The following is a 14,596-nucleotide window of genomic DNA, read 5'->3' on the forward strand; positions in this document are numbered from 1 at the left end:
CCTCGCGCCCGCACGGCAGCCTGTGGAGCACGGCCCACGCGCGTCGCACCGGTGGCAGCGTGTCGCCATGGTCGCGACACCAGCCCCGGCACACCTCTCCTCCCCCGCCCGGGTGCAGCTCGACTGCCCGCCCCCGTGGCGCGCCACGGTCGTCGAGGCCCTGCGGGTCGCGGGCCTGGTGGTCGCCGCCGGGGCGCCGGTCGGCGTGGCCGTGACCCCCGGCCGCCTGGTCTCCGCGGTCGTCGACGGCTGGACGGTCGACTCGTTGCCCCACCTGCTCGTCGCGGTGTGGCCGTGGGCGGTGGACGTCGGGCCCTGGGTGGCTCCCGGTGTCGGTCCGTGCGCGCGGTGCGTCGCGGCCGGCGTCCTGGACGACGGTCGTGCGCCGGTGGCCACGACACCACCCGCCGCGCAGCTGGCGATCGCCGCCGGCCTGACCGCCCGCGACGTCGCGGCGTGGCGCTCGGGCACGACGCCCGACACCTGGGTGACCTCGTGGCGCGTCAACGACCACCCGGTGCCGTCCGGGCGCCGCTGGCCCCGCCACCCCTACTGCGGGTGCGCGTGGTTCGACACCGCCTGAGGTCTCACCACCACTCGCTGTCGAGCTTGCTCTCCATCGCGCGCAGGTGGGTGCGCGAGCACGTGTCGCAGAAGGAGCGGCGGCGCCCGTTCTCGACCGCCGTCGTCCAGGTCAGGGTCTCGGCCTCGGACGCCTGGGTGCCGCAGAAGTCGCAGGTGATGACCTCGCTCATGACCCGAGGCTAGCCCCGGACGCGGCACGAGCCGGTACGACGCCACCGTGGCGTCGTACCGGCTCGTGCGTGTCTCACCCGCGATCAGGGCGAGGGCCGTGGGGCCGATCCGCTCAGATCGCGCGGGCCAGTGCGAGACGCGCCTGCTGCGCGGCCTGCTCGGCCTTGCGGCTCATGCGGCGGGCGAGGGCCAGGTGGTGCCCCCGTCGCAGCTCGTGCGCCTCTCCCAGGCGCGCGGACATTTGCGCGCGTGCGAGTTCTTCATGCATGAGATTCATGTCGTTGCTTCCATTTCGGTAGGTCTTCATGGGTGTTTCCTGTGGTTCCTCGGAGGGATGGGTGCTGGTGGTCGCCTACGCGGCGGCCTCGGACTTGCGGGGCCGGCCTCGCGGCCGCTTGCGCGGGATCACCACGCCCTGGAGGAAGAGCTCGCCTCCCCAGACCCCCCACGGCTCGCGCCGTTCGAGGGCGCCGTCGAGGCAGAGCGCCTGCACGGGGCAACCGATGCAGAGGGCCTTGGCCTGCTCGACGTCCGCGGGGGACTCGGCAAACCACAGCTCTGCGTCGTTGACGCGGCAGGGCAGCAGCTCCTCGAGGACTCCGGCGGCTGCGTCGTGCAGGGCACCGAGCGGGGCCTGGGGCTCCGTCGACGTCCTGGCGTCGGCAGCACGGCGGTCGAGAACGCTGATGGTCATGTGTTTTCACCTCCTCCTCGGTGACCTGATCGCGGGTGCGTGATGCTGGACAAACAGAAAGGCCGTGGATCCCGGGTTCGGGTTCCACGGCCTGGAGGCAGTCGGTGAAGGTGCGTGACCTATGTCGACGGACTCCAGGCGGAGGGACCCGGGAAGACGTCCTTGATGCGGACGATGGCGGCGTCGTCCTGGACAGCCACCACGCCGGCGCCGAAGGCGCGGTCGTGCGCGCAGGGGCGGCCGAGGGTGGACATGCCGAAGGACGGCGTCCAAGCCGTCATCGTCTTCGTGTAGTTCTCCATCAGGGCCACCTCCTTCGGGGCGTCGAGCGCAGATCGTTGTCAGCGATCCCAGTGCGCGTGGGTTGGTGTCGAGAACGCTAGACCCTGCACGACGTCAGGGGCAAACGATTTTGTGGGTATTACCGGAAAAGTTTTTCCGAGGTCTCGTCCGGGACCGCCGAGACCTCCTCGCCGGCCACCAGGGCGAGCACGTCGTCGCCGTACTTGGCGATCTTGCCGGGGCCCACGCCGCTGATGGCGCGCAGCCCCTTCTCGTCCTTCGGCACGTGCTCGGCGATGAGCTGGAGGGTGGCGTCGGTGAAGACGACGAAGGCCGGGACGCTGTCGGCCGAGGCGCGCTCGAGGCGCCAGGCGCGCAGCCGCTCGAAGAGCGCCTCGTCGTAGGAGGCCGGGCAGTCGGCGCAGCGGCCCGTCTTCTTCTCCGCCGGCGTCGACAGGGTGCCGCCGCACTCGCGGCAGTGCAGGGCGGCGCGGTTGCGGCGGGTGCGCTCGCGGCGCTGGGTGGACACCCCGGGCGTCCCGTCGAGCAGGCCGGACAGGAACGGCGAGGGGCCGCGGGTGGCGCGACCGCCCGGCTCGCGGGCCACGGCCCACGACACGGCCAGCTCGTCGCGGGCCCGGGTCATCGCGACGTAGAGCAGCCGGCGCTCCTCCTCGACCTCGGCAGGCGTCTGCGCCTGCGAGATCGGCATCATCTTCTCGTGCATGCCGGCCACGAAGACGGCGTCCCACTCGAGTCCCTTGGCCGAGTGGATGGTGGCGAGGGTGACGGCGTCGGCCACGGGGGCGTGCTGCTCCCCCGCCCGGCGGTCGAGGTCGTCGACGAAGGCACCGAGGTCGGCGTCGGGTCGCTCGCGCCCGAAGTCGGCGGCGAGGTCGACGAGCGCCTGCAGGGACTCCCAGCGGTTGCGCACCTCGCCCCGGCCCTCCGGCGGCTGGGTGGAGTGGCCCATCTGCGAGAGCACCGCGACCACGGCGTCGGCGACCGGCCCGGCGCCCTCGCCCGAGCGGGCCGCGCCCCGGACCAGGGTGATCGCCTGGCGCACCTCGGCGCGGTCGAAGAACCGGGCCGCGCCGCGGACGACGTAGGGCAGGCCGCGTGCGGCGAGCGCCTCCTCGAAGCGCTCGGACTGGGCGTTGATGCGCAGCAGGACCGCCATCCGGCTGGCCGGGACGCCCTGGGCGCGCAGCGCTGCCACGCGCTCGGCGACCGCGTCGGCCTCCGCCACCTCGTCACTGGCCTCGCGGTAGGTGATGCGGGCACCGGCCGGGCGCTGGGCGACGAGGTCGACGCCCTTGCTGGGCGTGCCGGCCAGGAGGGTGTTGGCGGCGGCCACGACCTCGGGGGTCGAGCGGTAGTTGCGCACCAGCTCGACGCTGGTGGCGCTGGGGAACGCCTGGGTGAACTCGCGCAGGTAGCGGGCGTCGGCACCCGCGAACGAGTAGATCGTCTGGGCCGGGTCGCCCACCACGCAGAGCTCGTCGCGTCCGCCCAGCCACAGGTCGAGCAGGGCGTGCTGCAGCGGGGAGACGTCCTGGAACTCGTCGACCACGAACCACTTGTACTGCCGGCGCACCTGCGCGGCGACGGCCTCGTTGTCGGCCAGCAGCCCGGCGCCGAACAGCAGGACGTCCTCCATGTCCATCCGGCCCTGGCCGCGCTTGACCTCCTCGTAGGCGTCGAAGGCCCGCGCCACGACCTCCGGGTCGAGGCCGGAGACCGTGCGTCCGCGAGCGCGCGCGACGGCGGCGTAGGAGTCGGGGCCGACGTTGGAGACCTTGGCCCACTCCACCTCACTGGCCAGGTCGCGCAGCGTCGCCTGGTCGACCCCGAGGCGCTGGCGCCGTGCGGCGAGCGCCAGCATCGACAGCTTGGACTCGGTGAGCTCGGGCAGCTCGCGCTGGTGCACCCGGGGCCAGAAGAACCGCAGCTGACGCAGCGCGGCAGCGTGGAAGGTGCGGGCCTGGACGCCGGGAGCGCCGAGGCGACGCAGCCGCTCGCGCATCTCGCCGGCCGCACGCGTGGTGAACGACAGGGCGAGCACCTCGGTCGGGGCGTAGACCCCCGTCGCGACACCGTGGGCGATGCGGTGGGTCACCGCGCGGGTCTTCCCGGTGCCGGCGCCGGCGAGGACGCGGACCGGTCCGCGCAGCGCCTCGGCGACCTGCCGCTGCTCGGGGTCGAGCGCGTCGAGCAACGTCTGCTCCTGCCGGGTGGGGGTGATCGGGCCTGGTGGAGCCACCCTAGACGCCGGCTCCGACAGCCCTCCCGGCCGGGAATGCCGCAGGGCCGGCCGTCGTTGTGCCGGACATGTCCGAGAGCCAGTTCACGATGTTCAGCACGCCCTGGTGTGGCTACTGCCACCGTCTCAAGAGCCAGCTCGACCGCGAGGGGATCGCGTTCGACATGGTCGACATCGAGCAGCAGCCGGAGGCCGCGCTCACCGTCGAGCAGGCCAACGGCGGCAACCAGACCGTCCCGACGCTGCTCTTCAGCGACGGCAGCACGCTGACCAACCCGTCCGTCGCGCAGGTCAAGGAGAAGCTGGCCGCCCTGGCGTGAGCCGGACCGCCGGCCGGGAGATAGCCTGAAGCCGTGTCACTGCTGAACTCGATCGACCGCGACCACGTCCTCACTGCGCTGGACACGTGGGACGCAGCCGGCGGTGCCAACTACATGCTGGTGCGCGGCGGCGTCTCGACCCACGTGCTGCTGCACCACGGCAAGGAGTACGACGCCGCCGCGATCGCGGGCATCGCCCACGGGCTGGCGACCGGTCGTACGCTCACGCCGGCCGACATCCCCGGTGGGTCGGCCGGCGCCAGCAAGGCGCTGACCCGGCTGGGCTTCCAGGTGCGCGACGACTCGCCCCCGAGCACCCGCGTGCCTGGCACCCGGACCCGCACGCCGCGCGCGACCACCGGCACCACCCGGGCCGCGTCGTCGACGCCGCGCGCCACGCGGCCCGCCCGGGTCGCGGCCTCGGACCGGCCCGACAAGCTGTGCCCGACCTGCTTCATCGCGCTGCCGGCAACCGGCATCTGCGACCAGTGCGACTGAGCTGACCTCGCGGCTCACTCCCAGCCGGGGCCGGTGAGCGGTCGACCGAACCAGGTCTCGATCAGCGACGACGAGATCGACACGTTGCGCGGGACCACGATCTCGCCGGACCGGGCGGCTGCCTCGAGCTGCGCGCGCGTCCACCAGCGCGCCTCCTCGATCTCCGCGCCGTCGACGTCGATGTCGGTGGTGGTCGACCGGCCGGTGAAGCCGAGCATGAGGCTCGCCGGCAGCGGCCAGGGCTGGCTGCCGAAGTAGCGCACCTCCCCCACGCGGACGCCGACCTCCTCGTGGACCTCGCGGCGGACCGTGTCCTCGAGGGTCTCCCCCGGCTCGCAGAAGCCGGCGAGCGTCGACCAGCGTCCCTGCGGCCATGCGGCGTTGCGGCCCAGCAGGATCGCCTCGTCGTCGCCGTCGCCGTGGGTGATCGCCATGATCACCGCGGGGTCGGTGCGGGGGAACTGCGCGCGGTCGCACGAGGTGCAGCGCATCTCGTGCCCGGCGGCGCGGCTGACCAGGTCGCCCCCGCAGCGCGGGCAGAAGCGGGTGGCGTGGTGCCACTCGGCGAGGCCGATGGCGTGCATGAGGAGCGGGGCCTGGGCGAGGTCGTCGTCGCTCAGCACGCCCAGCACCGACCGCAGCGGCACCCACTCCTCGGGCTCGCCCGGGGCGTCGTCGGGAGCCACGAGGACGGCGAGGTGGACCACGCCGTCCTGCTCGCCCAGCAGGATCGTGTCGCCGTCCGGGGCCTCCGCCGGCGGGACCCAGGCGATCGCGCCGTCGACCGGCCGCAGGCGGTTGCCCGCCACCACCAGGACGCGCGTCGCGGGGTCCGTCGTACGCGCCGAGAGCCACGCGTCGTCCGTACGGCGCAGGCCGAGCCGGTTGTGCGCGTGGGCGGACAGGGCGACGTGCGGGAGCGTGCGTTCGGCAGACACCCGGTCAGGCTAGCCAACGGCCCGTGGAGGCTCGGGAGTCCCTAGGCTGGGCGTCGTGAGCACGCACATCGGCGCCCAGCCCGGCGACATCGCCCCCACCGTCCTGCTGCCCGGCGACCCCCTGCGGGCCCGCTGGATCGCCGAGACCTTCCTCGACGACGCCCGCTGCTACAGCGAGGTCCGCGGGATGTACGGCTACACCGGCACCTGGCAGGGCCACCCCGTGTCCGTGCAGGGCTCCGGCATGGGCCAGCCGTCGATGTCGATCTACGTCAACGAGCTCTTCACCGACTACGACGTGCAGTCGATCGTGCGGGTCGGGTCGTGCGGCGCGGTGACCGAGGACGTGGCCGTGCGCGACGTCATCATCGCCTCCGGCGCCTGCACCGACTCCTCGATGAACCGGATCGCCTTCCACGGCCTCGACTACGCCCCGGTCGCCGACTTCGGCCTCCTGCGCGGAGCGGTCGAGGCGGCCGAGCGGCGCGAGGGCGGGTCGCCGTTCCACGTCGGCCTGATCTTCTCCAGCGACTCTTTCTACGCCGCCCGCCCCGAGCTGCTCGGCGAGATGGTGAAGTACGGCGTCCTCGCCGTCGAGATGGAGGCCAGCGCGCTCTACACCCTCGCCGCCAAGCACGGACGCCGGGCACTGGCGATCTGCACGGTCTCCGACCACATCGTCACCGGCGAGGAGACCACCTCCCAGGAGCGCGAGCAGACCTTCGGCGAGATGGTCGAGATCGCGCTCACCGCTGCGCTCGGCTGAGCCGCCGTGCGCCTCGGGCCCGGGCGGTGAGTCACGCACGTTCTGCGGGCCCAGGACCTTGCGCCACTCACCGCTCGGCCCGGCAGCGGTGCGTGAGGCGGCTTCCGACGTCCCGGAACCCCCCTCACCCACCGCCCGTGCTGCCGGAGGTGGCTGAGCCACGTTCCGACGGTCTGGAATCCCCCTCACCCACCGCCCGGGCGGCCGGCGGTGGCTGAGCCACGTTCCCGCCGTCCGAAACGTGGCTGGGGCACCGCTTCGCCCGGCAGCGGTGAGCCAGGCACGTTCTGCGGCCCCGGACCTTGCGTCACTCACCGCCCAGCGGGGCGTGAGGCGGCTTCGATAGGCTCGGTCCCCTCACTCACCGCTGAGGCCGGGGTGGTGAGCCTCAGACGTCGAGGAGGCGTTCGAGCTCGGCGCGGCCGGGGAGGTCGGGCGGCTCGACGGTGGTGCTGGAGCGGACGTAGTGGAAGACCGCGCGGACCTGCTCGAGCGGCGTGCCGGTGAGCTCGGACCAGGCGAGGCGGTAGAGGGCGAGCTGGAGCGGGTCGGACGACTCGTGGTGGCCGGTCTTCCAGTCGACGACGAGGTAGCCGCCGTCAGGCTCGGCATAGACCGCGTCGATGCGACCACGCACGACCTGGCCGGCGAGGACGAGCGCGAACGGCGCCTCGACGGCGTGCGGCATCCGGTCCGCGAACGGGCCGTCCTCGAAGCGCTTGACGACCTCGCCCAGGTCGGCCTCGTCGTCGATGCCGGCGTCGGCGCGCCCCGGGAGCTCGTCGGGCTCGATCAGGGCCTGCTGGCCGAAGCGGTGCTCGACCCAGGCGTGGAACGCCGTGCCGAACCGCGCGGCGGGCGCGGGCGGGCGGGGCATCGGCCGGGCGAGGTCGCGCGCGAACGCGTCGGGGTCGTCGCGGAGCCGGGCGACGGAGGTGGCCGAGAGGCTGTCGGGCAGCGGCAGGTCGACGACGGTGGCCCGCTCGGCGCGCGCCTCGGTGAGGAGCTGGACGAGGTCCTCGTCCCACTCCGCGACGCGGGCGGCCTCCACCATGTCGAGGTCGTGGTCGGGAGCGGTGCGGTCGATGCTGCGCACCAGGTCGGCCGCGGCCAGCCGGCGGCGGGCCTCCTCCCCCGGGCCGGGCACCGGCCAGGGGCGCGACGGGTCGACGTCGTCGTTGGGGTTGGGGGTGCCGCGCTCGGGCTTCTCCAGCCAGCGCGTGACCGGCTCGCCCCACTCCTCGAGCTGCTCGCGGACCACGCGCTGGTAGTCGGAGGGGCCGAAGGCCGACGAGCGCTGCCCCCAGACGTAGGACGTGACGGCGAGGTGGTGGGCGGCGCGGGTGTAGGCGACGTAGCCCAGGCGCAGCTCCTCCTCGGCGTCGTGCGCCTTGGTGGCGGCCCGGTAGGCGTCGAGGGCGGCCTTGTCGTGGCCCGCGAGCTGCGGCTGGTCGGCGCGGTCGCCCCGCAGCGGCGCGGGCAGCACCGCCGGCGAGGAGGTCCAGAGGGTGCGGGAGCGGTTGCTGGGGAAGCGGGTCTCGCCCACGCCGACGCAGAAGACCGACGACCACTCCAGGCCCTTGGCCCGGTGGACGGTGAGGAGCTTGACCGAGTCGGCGGCCGTCGGGGTCGCGACGTCGAGGCCGTTGCCCTGGTCGTCCTCGGCGGTGAGGTAGGCCAGCAGGGCCGGCAGCGTGACGTCGCCGTCGACGGACTGGAACTCCGCCACCGCCTTCACGAACAGGTCGAGGTTGTCGCGGCGGGCGGCGGCCGCGGGTGAGGTGGCCGAGGCGAGCTCGACGTCGACCCCGGTGGTGTCGATGATCCGGCGGACCACGTCGAGGAGCGGGTCGCCCACGTGGGCGCGGGTCCGGCGCAGCTCGGAGGCGAGCATCGCGAAGCGGTCGAGGGCCTCGGCGGAGAACGGCGCCTCGCCGGGCTGCTCGACCGCGTCGCTGAGCGCGGGCAGCTCGGAGGCGTCGACGCCGTCGGCGATCTGGAGCAGCTGGTCGGCGATCGTCTCCGCCTCGGCCCGTCCGCGCACGCCGGCGATCTCGGCCGCGCGCAGCGCCAGCAGGCGCAGGTCGCGCGGTCCGATCGCCCAGCGGGGACCGGTGAGGAGGGTGAGCATCGAGGCGTTGGCGGTGACGTCGTGGAGCAGCGTCAGGGTGGCCACCACCTCGGCCACCTCCGGCAGCCGGACCAGGCCGGACAGACCGACGATCTCAACGGGGATGCCGGCCGAGGTGAGGGCGTCGTAGACCTCCTCGCCCTGGGCGTTGTCGCGGCTCAGCACCCCGATGTCGGACCAGCCCTTGCCCGTGTCGTGGGCCGCCCGGACCGCTCCGACCAGCCAGCCCAGCTCGTCGGAGGCGCGCTCGAAGACGTGGGTCTCGACCCGGCCCTCCCCCGCGACCTCTGCCGGTCGCAGGCGGGCGACCTTGTCGCCGTAGGCCGCCAGCAGCGGCGCGGCGAGGCGGTTGGCCACCTCGAGGATCCGTCGGTCCGACCGCCGGTTGACCGTGAGCGGGAGACGCCCGGACTCGCCGTCGGCGGCCGGGAAGGTGTCGGCGAAGTTGAGGATGTTGGACACCGACGCGCCGCGCCAGCCGTAGATCGCCTGGTTGGGGTCGCCGACCGCCATCACGGGGTGGCCCAGGCCGTGGTCGACGTCGGGGCCGGAGAACAGCCGGGCCAGCATGGTGGCCTGCGCGACCGAGGTGTCCTGGTACTCGTCGAGCAGCACCACCTTGAAGCGGGTGCGCTCGATCTCGCCCACCTCGGGCTGGTCGTCGACGAGGCGGGCGGCGAGGGCGATCTGGTCGCCGAAGTCCATCAGCCCCAGGTCGGCCTTGAGGCGGCGGTAGCCCGCGACGAGCTGGAGCAGCTCGGCGCGGCGGTCGATCGCGTTGATCGCCTTGGCCGGCGGCTCCAGGTAGGTCTTGCGCGCCTTGCCGGCCTGCTCCTCGGCGAGCGCCCGCGCGAACCCGCGGCGCGCCTCGGCGTCGACGCGGCGGACGTCGTCCTCGTCGACGAGGTGCTCGCTCATCGCGCCGTCGAGCGCGAGGAGGTTCTGGATGGCGGTGGCGGGGTGGTCGGTGAGGAGCTCGATGTGACCGGTGAACCGCTCGATGACGCGCGCGCCGAGCTGGTAGCGGGAGGCGTCGGAGACGACGCGGGTGTCGGGCTCGTGGCCGATCCGCAGGCCGTGGTCGGTCAGCAACGAGGCGGCGTAGGCGTGGTAGGTGGCGACGGTGGGCTCGAGGACGTCCTCGCCCTCGACCACCACGGAGCGGTCGAGCAGGCCGGCGGCACCGAGGGCCGCCGAGACCCGCTGGCGCAGCTCGGCTGCGGCCTTGGTCGTGAAGGTCAGGCCCAGCACCTCCTCGGGACGCACCCGGCCGGTCGCCACCAGCCAGACCACGCGCTGGGCCATCAGCGTCGTCTTGCCGCTGCCCGCGCCCGCGACCACCACGGTGGGGCGCAGCGGCGCCGTGATGGCGGCCCACTGCTCGTCGCTCGGCGCGTGGCCGCCCATCAGCGCCTGGAGGTCCTGCGGGGTGTCGAGCCGCAGCGGCTCGCGTGGGACGGTCACTGGACGGTCACGCTCCCTGCGCCCTTGGCCGGGCAGATGGCCACGAACGGGCAGTCGCGGCAGTGGGGCCCGGCGGTGGCCGGGAAGGTCTCGGTGCGCACCAGCTCGGCCGCGCGGGCCAGGCCGGCACGCAGGGCGGCGCGCTCGGCCCCGTCGTCGGAGTGGGGCGGCTGCGCCTGCACCTTGGCCGTGGCGGAGTCGTCGTCGATGCCGAGCTGGACGAGCTCGGCGCCGCCCGACGACATCACGCGGCCGGCCTCGGCGTCGAGCGCGCCGGCGTCGACGGCGTACTGGTAGAGGGCGAGCTGGAGGTTGCCGGCGACGGCGGGGCCGGTCGGCGCGCTGCGGGCGCTCTTGAAGTCGACCACCACCACCCGGCCGTCGTCGTCGACCTCGAGGCGGTCGGCGTAGCCGGTGAGGGTGACCGGCGCGCCCTCGACCTCCACCACTGCCTGGAACCGGGTCTCGGCACCCAGCACCTCGCGCGGGTTGTCGAGGTGCCAGCGCACGAAGCGGCCGACGGCCTTGCGGATGCGGGCGAGCTCGCGCTGCCGCGACCACGGGGTGCGGAACGACAGCCGCTCCCAGACCGCCTCGACCTCGGCCATGAGCGGCTCGACCTCGGCGGGCAGCTCGCCCCGCGCGACGCGCTCGGCCAGCGCGTGGAGGACCTGGCCGAGGTTGGCCGACTGGTGCACGGCCGAGACGCCCCCGGCCTCGCGCTCGAAGAACCACTGCGCCGGGCACAGCAGGATCGAGTCGAGCATGCTGGCCGAGACCGGCACCGGGCGCTCGGGGTCGCGGATCGGCTGGACCGACCGGGTGGAGCTGCGGGTGCCCCACCAGGTGGAGGGGTCGGCCGACGGCACCAGCGGGCGGCCGTCGACCTCCTCGGCGGCGAGCGCGGCGAGGCGGCGCGCGGCAGCGTCGCGGAGCGCGGGCGAGGTGTCGGGGTCGGCGACGGTGCGGCGCAGCTCGGCCACCAGCCCGCCCAGCGACAGCGGGCGCGGTGGCCGGCCGTCGCGGTGCTCGATGGTGACCCCGAGCTCCTCCAGGAAGCGGGAGGGCTGCTCGCCGTCGTCGTCGGCGGAGCGGACGGCGGTGACGACCAGCCGGCGCCGGGCGCGGGTGCAGGCGACGTAGAAGAGGCGGCGCTCCTCCATCAGCAGGGCCCGCGAGGTGATCGGCGGGACCAGGTCGGGGTGGCCGGCGGCGTCGACCCCGATGCGGTCGGCGCCGAGGAGGGTCGCGCGGCGCCGCAGGTCGGGCCACCCCTCCTGCTGGACGTGGGCGACGACGACGAGGTCCCACTCGAGGCCCTTGGAGCGGTGGGCGGTGAGCAGGCGGACGGCGGAGCCGCGCACGCCGCGCTCGGCGAGGGTGTCGGCGGGCAGCTGCTGGGCGACGAGGCTGGCGAAGAACGCGCCGACGCCGATCTTGTCGCGCTGGTCGACCGCGCGGGCGGCGAGCTCGAAGAGCGCGACGACGGCGTCGAGGTCGCGGTGGGCGCGGCGCGCCCCCGGCCCGCCGAGGTCGACCTGGCGGCGCAGCCGGCGCGGCCAGGACGTGGTGGACCACAGGTGCCACAGGACGTCCTCGACGCCGGCCCGCTCGTCCAGCATCTGCGCCCCCCTGCGGAGCAGGGCGGCCAGGGCGGCGGCGCGGTCGACGTCGGGGCCCTCGAGCCCGTCGAGGAAGCCGGGCTCGACCAGCGCGAGGCGCAGCAGCTCACGCGAGGTGCGGCGCTCGCCGTCGTGCGGGTGCTGCTTGTCGCGCGTCCGCAGGCGGCGCACCAGCGCGCGCACGTCGGAGGCGTCGAGGCCGCCGAGGGGCGAGAGCAGCAGCGACTCGACGCGCCCGGGGTCGAGGAAGTCGGGCGAGTCGGGGTCGTGGTTGTCGAGGTTGACCACCGCGCGCAGGGCGTCGAGCAGGGGCACGACCGCCGGGTCGTGGACCAGCGGGAGGTCGTCGGAGGCGACCTCGACGGGCACGCCGGCGGCCGCGAGCGCCCGGCGCAGCGGGGGGATGCTGGCGCGGCCGGAGCGGACCAGGACGGCCATCCGCTCCCACGCGATGCCGTCCTCGAGGTGGGCGCGGCGCAGCAGGTCGGCCAGCCGCTCCGCCTCGGCCCGCTCGGTGTCGTAGGTGTGCACCTCGACGCGCCCGTCGCCCTGCGGACCGGGCACCGCCTCCGGGGCGAGGAAGGCCTCGCGTGCCTCGGCGTCGATGCTCCCGGTGAGGGTCAGCCGCCCCGCCACCCGGCCCGCCGCTAGCAGGATGCGCGGACCGAACCGCCTCGTGCGCTGCAGCACGACCACGGGCGCCGGACGACCCTCGCGGGTCGGGAAGGCGGCCGGGAAGTCGAGGATGCCCCGCACGTCGGCGCCGCGGAAGCCGTAGATCGACTGGTGGGGGTCGCCGACGACGGTGAGGTCGCGCCCGTCACCGGCGAGGGCGCGCAGCAGGGCGACCTGCCCGGGGTCGGTGTCCTGGTACTCGTCGACGAAGACGTGGCTCCAGCGCGCCCGCAGCTCGTCGCGGTGGGCCTCGGCCTCGATGACCGCGCGGCGGATGAGGTCGGAGTAGTCGGTGGCGCCGAGGTTGTCGAGGACGGTGAGGTACTGCTCGAGGAAGAGCCCCGCGGCGATGAGCTCAGGCAGGTCGTGCTCGATCCCGAGCGCCCGCAGGCCGGCGGGGTCGAGCCCCTTCTCGCGGGCGCGGGCCAGCACCGCCTGCACCTCGCGGACGAACCCGCGGGTGCCGACCGCCCGGCGCAGCTGCTCGGGCCACACGATCGACTCCGGGTTGTCGCGCAGCAGCTCGCGCAGGACGACGTCGGCCTCGGGCGCGGAGAGCAGCCGGATGGCGCCCTCGTAGAGCTCGGCGGGCGCGTAGGCGCGGACCAGCGCGTAGGCGAACGAGTGGAACGTCGAGCACGAGGCGGCCGACGTCGTGCGCGCCACACGGGCGGTCACCCGGTCGCGCAGCTGCTCGGCGGCCTTGCGCGAGAAGGTCAGCGCGAGCACCGAGTCGGGCGAGGCGCCGCGGTGCTCGATGCGGTCGACGATGGCCTCGACGAGGGTGGTCGTCTTGCCGGTGCCGGGGCCGGCGAGCACGAGCAGCGGGCCGCCGGGGTGGTCGACCACGCGCTGCTGGTGGGGGTCGAGCTCGGGCACGACGACCTCGCGCTCGGGCGCGACGAGCCGGTAGCGCACGGCGGCCGGGTCGGGCCGGTCGGTGCGCTCCGGGGAGGCGGTCGAGGTGCTCACGCAGGACACCCCATCACGCGGGACCGACATCGTGCTGCCGGCCCCGCGGACGGGGTGTCGTGAGGTGCTGCGTGACGTGCGGTCCGGACCTCAGCCGAGGTCGACGATCGCGGCGACCGGACCGCCGCCCTCGGGGCCCTGGTGGGCGGCCGAGACCGAGACGAAGACGGCCGGGTCGCCGGTGACGGCCGCGGTGACACCGCCGACGCACGACTTGATCTGGCGGTGCCAGTGCACGTCGGAGTCGTCGAGCATCGCGTTGCGTCGGCCCCGGACCATGCCGTCCTGGCTCGCCTCGCACTTGAGGAAGACGTTGACGAGCTTGCCGTCGAGGTCGCTGGTGCGGGGACGCTCGGGCAGGTCGAGGCCGGCGGAGCGGATGGCCTCCCAGATGCCGTCGGCGTCGAGCGCGTCCTCCATCACCGAGTGGCCGATGCGGTAGCGACCGCCGACGCCCTTGGCGTTGCCGACCACGACGATCTGGGCCTGGTCGAGCTCGACGCCCGAGGAGCACGAGGCCACCGAGGAGTAGAGCTCACGGTTGTGCATGACGTCCTCGTCGGTGGGCATCTCGATCTCGCCGAGGGCGACCGCGATGCCGAGGCCGGTGACGCCGTTGGAGAGGTCCATCGACTCGTGGGTGTGCTCGGTCCACACCGACTTGCCGCGCGACTTGGCGTCGCGGATGGTGTGGATCGTCAGCAGCGGGGTCTTGGTCTGCACGTAGTGCACGTCGGCGGGGTCGGTGATGCCCGCGCGCTCCATGGCGACCTTCACGCCCGCGGCGACCTTCTCGATCATCGCGACGTAGCCGATCTCCTCGGGCAGGATCGGCTCGCTCATCGCGAAGCCGGCGGTGAGGCGCATCTCCTCGCGCGACGGGTCGTCCTCGGGGACGTCGGTGGTGGCGAAGATGGTGGCGTGGGGGCTGATCACGCCGTCGGTCCCGCCGGACCACACGATCGGCACGCCCTTGACCTGCTCGGGGTCGGCGCCCTTGGCGACGAGCGCCTCGCGGAAGGCGCGGTCGGCGATGATGCGGGTGTAGTCGTTGACGCCGCCGTTGCCCTCGGTCTTGCCGATGATCGCGAAGACGCGGTCGGCGGCGATCACGCCCTCGTCGATCAGCTTCGTCAGCTCGGAGGCGTCGGCCACGGAGTGGATGGGGACCTTGCGGACCTCGATGGCGGAGGGCATGGGTGCTTCCTTTCGTTG

At 74.1% G+C, this 14,596-nt stretch carries 13 protein-coding genes; 4 read left to right on the forward strand and 9 right to left on the reverse strand.

Translation table 11 applies throughout. The annotated features are described in order from the left end of the window. Positions 1-67 precede the first annotated feature (67 nt). Complete coding sequence (locus ACFFJG_RS17220; RefSeq protein ID WP_378520006.1) at positions 68-583, forward strand: hypothetical protein; 516 nt, start codon at positions 68-70, stop codon at positions 581-583. 4 nt (positions 584-587) lie between these two features. Here ACFFJG_RS17220 and ACFFJG_RS17225 read toward each other — a convergent pair whose 3' ends face one another. From ACFFJG_RS17225 to ACFFJG_RS17245, 5 genes are all read right to left on the reverse strand, one after another. Beyond that, complete coding sequence (locus tag ACFFJG_RS17225; RefSeq protein ID WP_378520007.1) at positions 588-755, reverse strand: hypothetical protein; 168 nt, start codon at positions 753-755, stop codon at positions 588-590. A gap of 113 nt (positions 756-868) precedes the next feature. After that, complete coding sequence (locus ACFFJG_RS17230) at positions 869-1,063, reverse strand: putative WhiB-interacting protein (RefSeq protein WP_121140510.1); 195 nt, start codon at positions 1,061-1,063, stop codon at positions 869-871. Between the two features lie 45 nt (positions 1,064-1,108). Then, a complete protein-coding gene (locus tag ACFFJG_RS17235; RefSeq protein WP_378520008.1) occupies positions 1,109-1,450 on the reverse strand; it encodes a WhiB family transcriptional regulator in 342 nt (113 codons plus the stop codon). Positions 1,451-1,569: 119 nt separating this feature from the next. Next, positions 1,570-1,752: a hypothetical protein gene (locus ACFFJG_RS17240; RefSeq protein WP_378520009.1), complete on the reverse strand. Its 183-nt coding sequence runs from the start codon at positions 1,750-1,752 to the stop codon at positions 1,570-1,572. Positions 1,753-1,871: 119 nt separating this feature from the next. Continuing rightward, positions 1,872-3,995: an ATP-dependent DNA helicase UvrD2 gene (locus ACFFJG_RS17245; protein ID WP_378520010.1), complete on the reverse strand. Its 2,124-nt coding sequence runs from the start codon at positions 3,993-3,995 to the stop codon at positions 1,872-1,874. A gap of 68 nt (positions 3,996-4,063) precedes the next feature. Here ACFFJG_RS17245 and ACFFJG_RS17250 point away from each other — a divergent pair, with 68 nt between their 5' ends. Together ACFFJG_RS17250 and ACFFJG_RS17255 are read left to right on the forward strand one after the other, a co-directional pair. Beyond that, positions 4,064-4,315 (forward strand): mycoredoxin, encoded by a 252-nt coding sequence (locus ACFFJG_RS17250; RefSeq protein WP_378520011.1) that lies wholly within the window; start codon positions 4,064-4,066, stop codon positions 4,313-4,315. Between the two features lie 33 nt (positions 4,316-4,348). After that, on the forward strand, positions 4,349-4,813 hold the full coding sequence (locus ACFFJG_RS17255) for a ScoMcrA-related endonuclease (protein ID WP_378520012.1): 465 nt from the start codon (positions 4,349-4,351) through the stop codon (positions 4,811-4,813). Positions 4,814-4,827: 14 nt separating this feature from the next. Here the strand turns inward: ACFFJG_RS17255 and nudC are convergent, their stop codons facing one another. Further along, the gene (gene nudC / locus ACFFJG_RS17260; protein WP_378520013.1) at positions 4,828-5,751 is read right to left on the reverse strand and encodes an NAD(+) diphosphatase; all 924 of its coding nucleotides are present in this window, start codon (positions 5,749-5,751) and stop codon (positions 4,828-4,830) included. A gap of 55 nt (positions 5,752-5,806) precedes the next feature. On the opposite strand from nudC, the gene deoD reads away from it, so the two are divergent. After that, positions 5,807-6,517: a purine-nucleoside phosphorylase gene (gene deoD / locus ACFFJG_RS17265; protein WP_378520014.1), complete on the forward strand. Its 711-nt coding sequence runs from the start codon at positions 5,807-5,809 to the stop codon at positions 6,515-6,517. 388 nt (positions 6,518-6,905) lie between these two features. Here the strand turns inward: deoD and ACFFJG_RS17270 are convergent, their stop codons facing one another. From ACFFJG_RS17270 to bar, 3 genes are all read right to left on the reverse strand, one after another. Next, positions 6,906-10,112: an ATP-dependent helicase gene (locus ACFFJG_RS17270; RefSeq protein WP_378520015.1), complete on the reverse strand. Its 3,207-nt coding sequence runs from the start codon at positions 10,110-10,112 to the stop codon at positions 6,906-6,908. After that, positions 10,109-13,381, reverse strand: a complete 3,273-nt coding sequence (locus tag ACFFJG_RS17275) for an ATP-dependent helicase (RefSeq protein ID WP_378520016.1) — start codon at positions 13,379-13,381, stop codon at positions 10,109-10,111. Before ACFFJG_RS17275 ends, ACFFJG_RS17270 begins: the two co-directional genes overlap by 4 nt. Before the next feature lie 90 nt (positions 13,382-13,471). Then, entirely contained in the window at positions 13,472-14,578 is a 1,107-nt protein-coding gene (bar, locus tag ACFFJG_RS17280) for a barbiturase (protein ID WP_378520017.1), read from the reverse strand. Positions 14,579-14,596 lie beyond the last annotated feature (18 nt).

The sequence above is a fragment of the Nocardioides zeicaulis genome, from assembly GCF_042432345.1.
In the GTDB taxonomy this organism is placed as follows: Bacteria; Actinomycetota; Actinomycetes; order Propionibacteriales; family Nocardioidaceae; genus Nocardioides; species Nocardioides zeicaulis.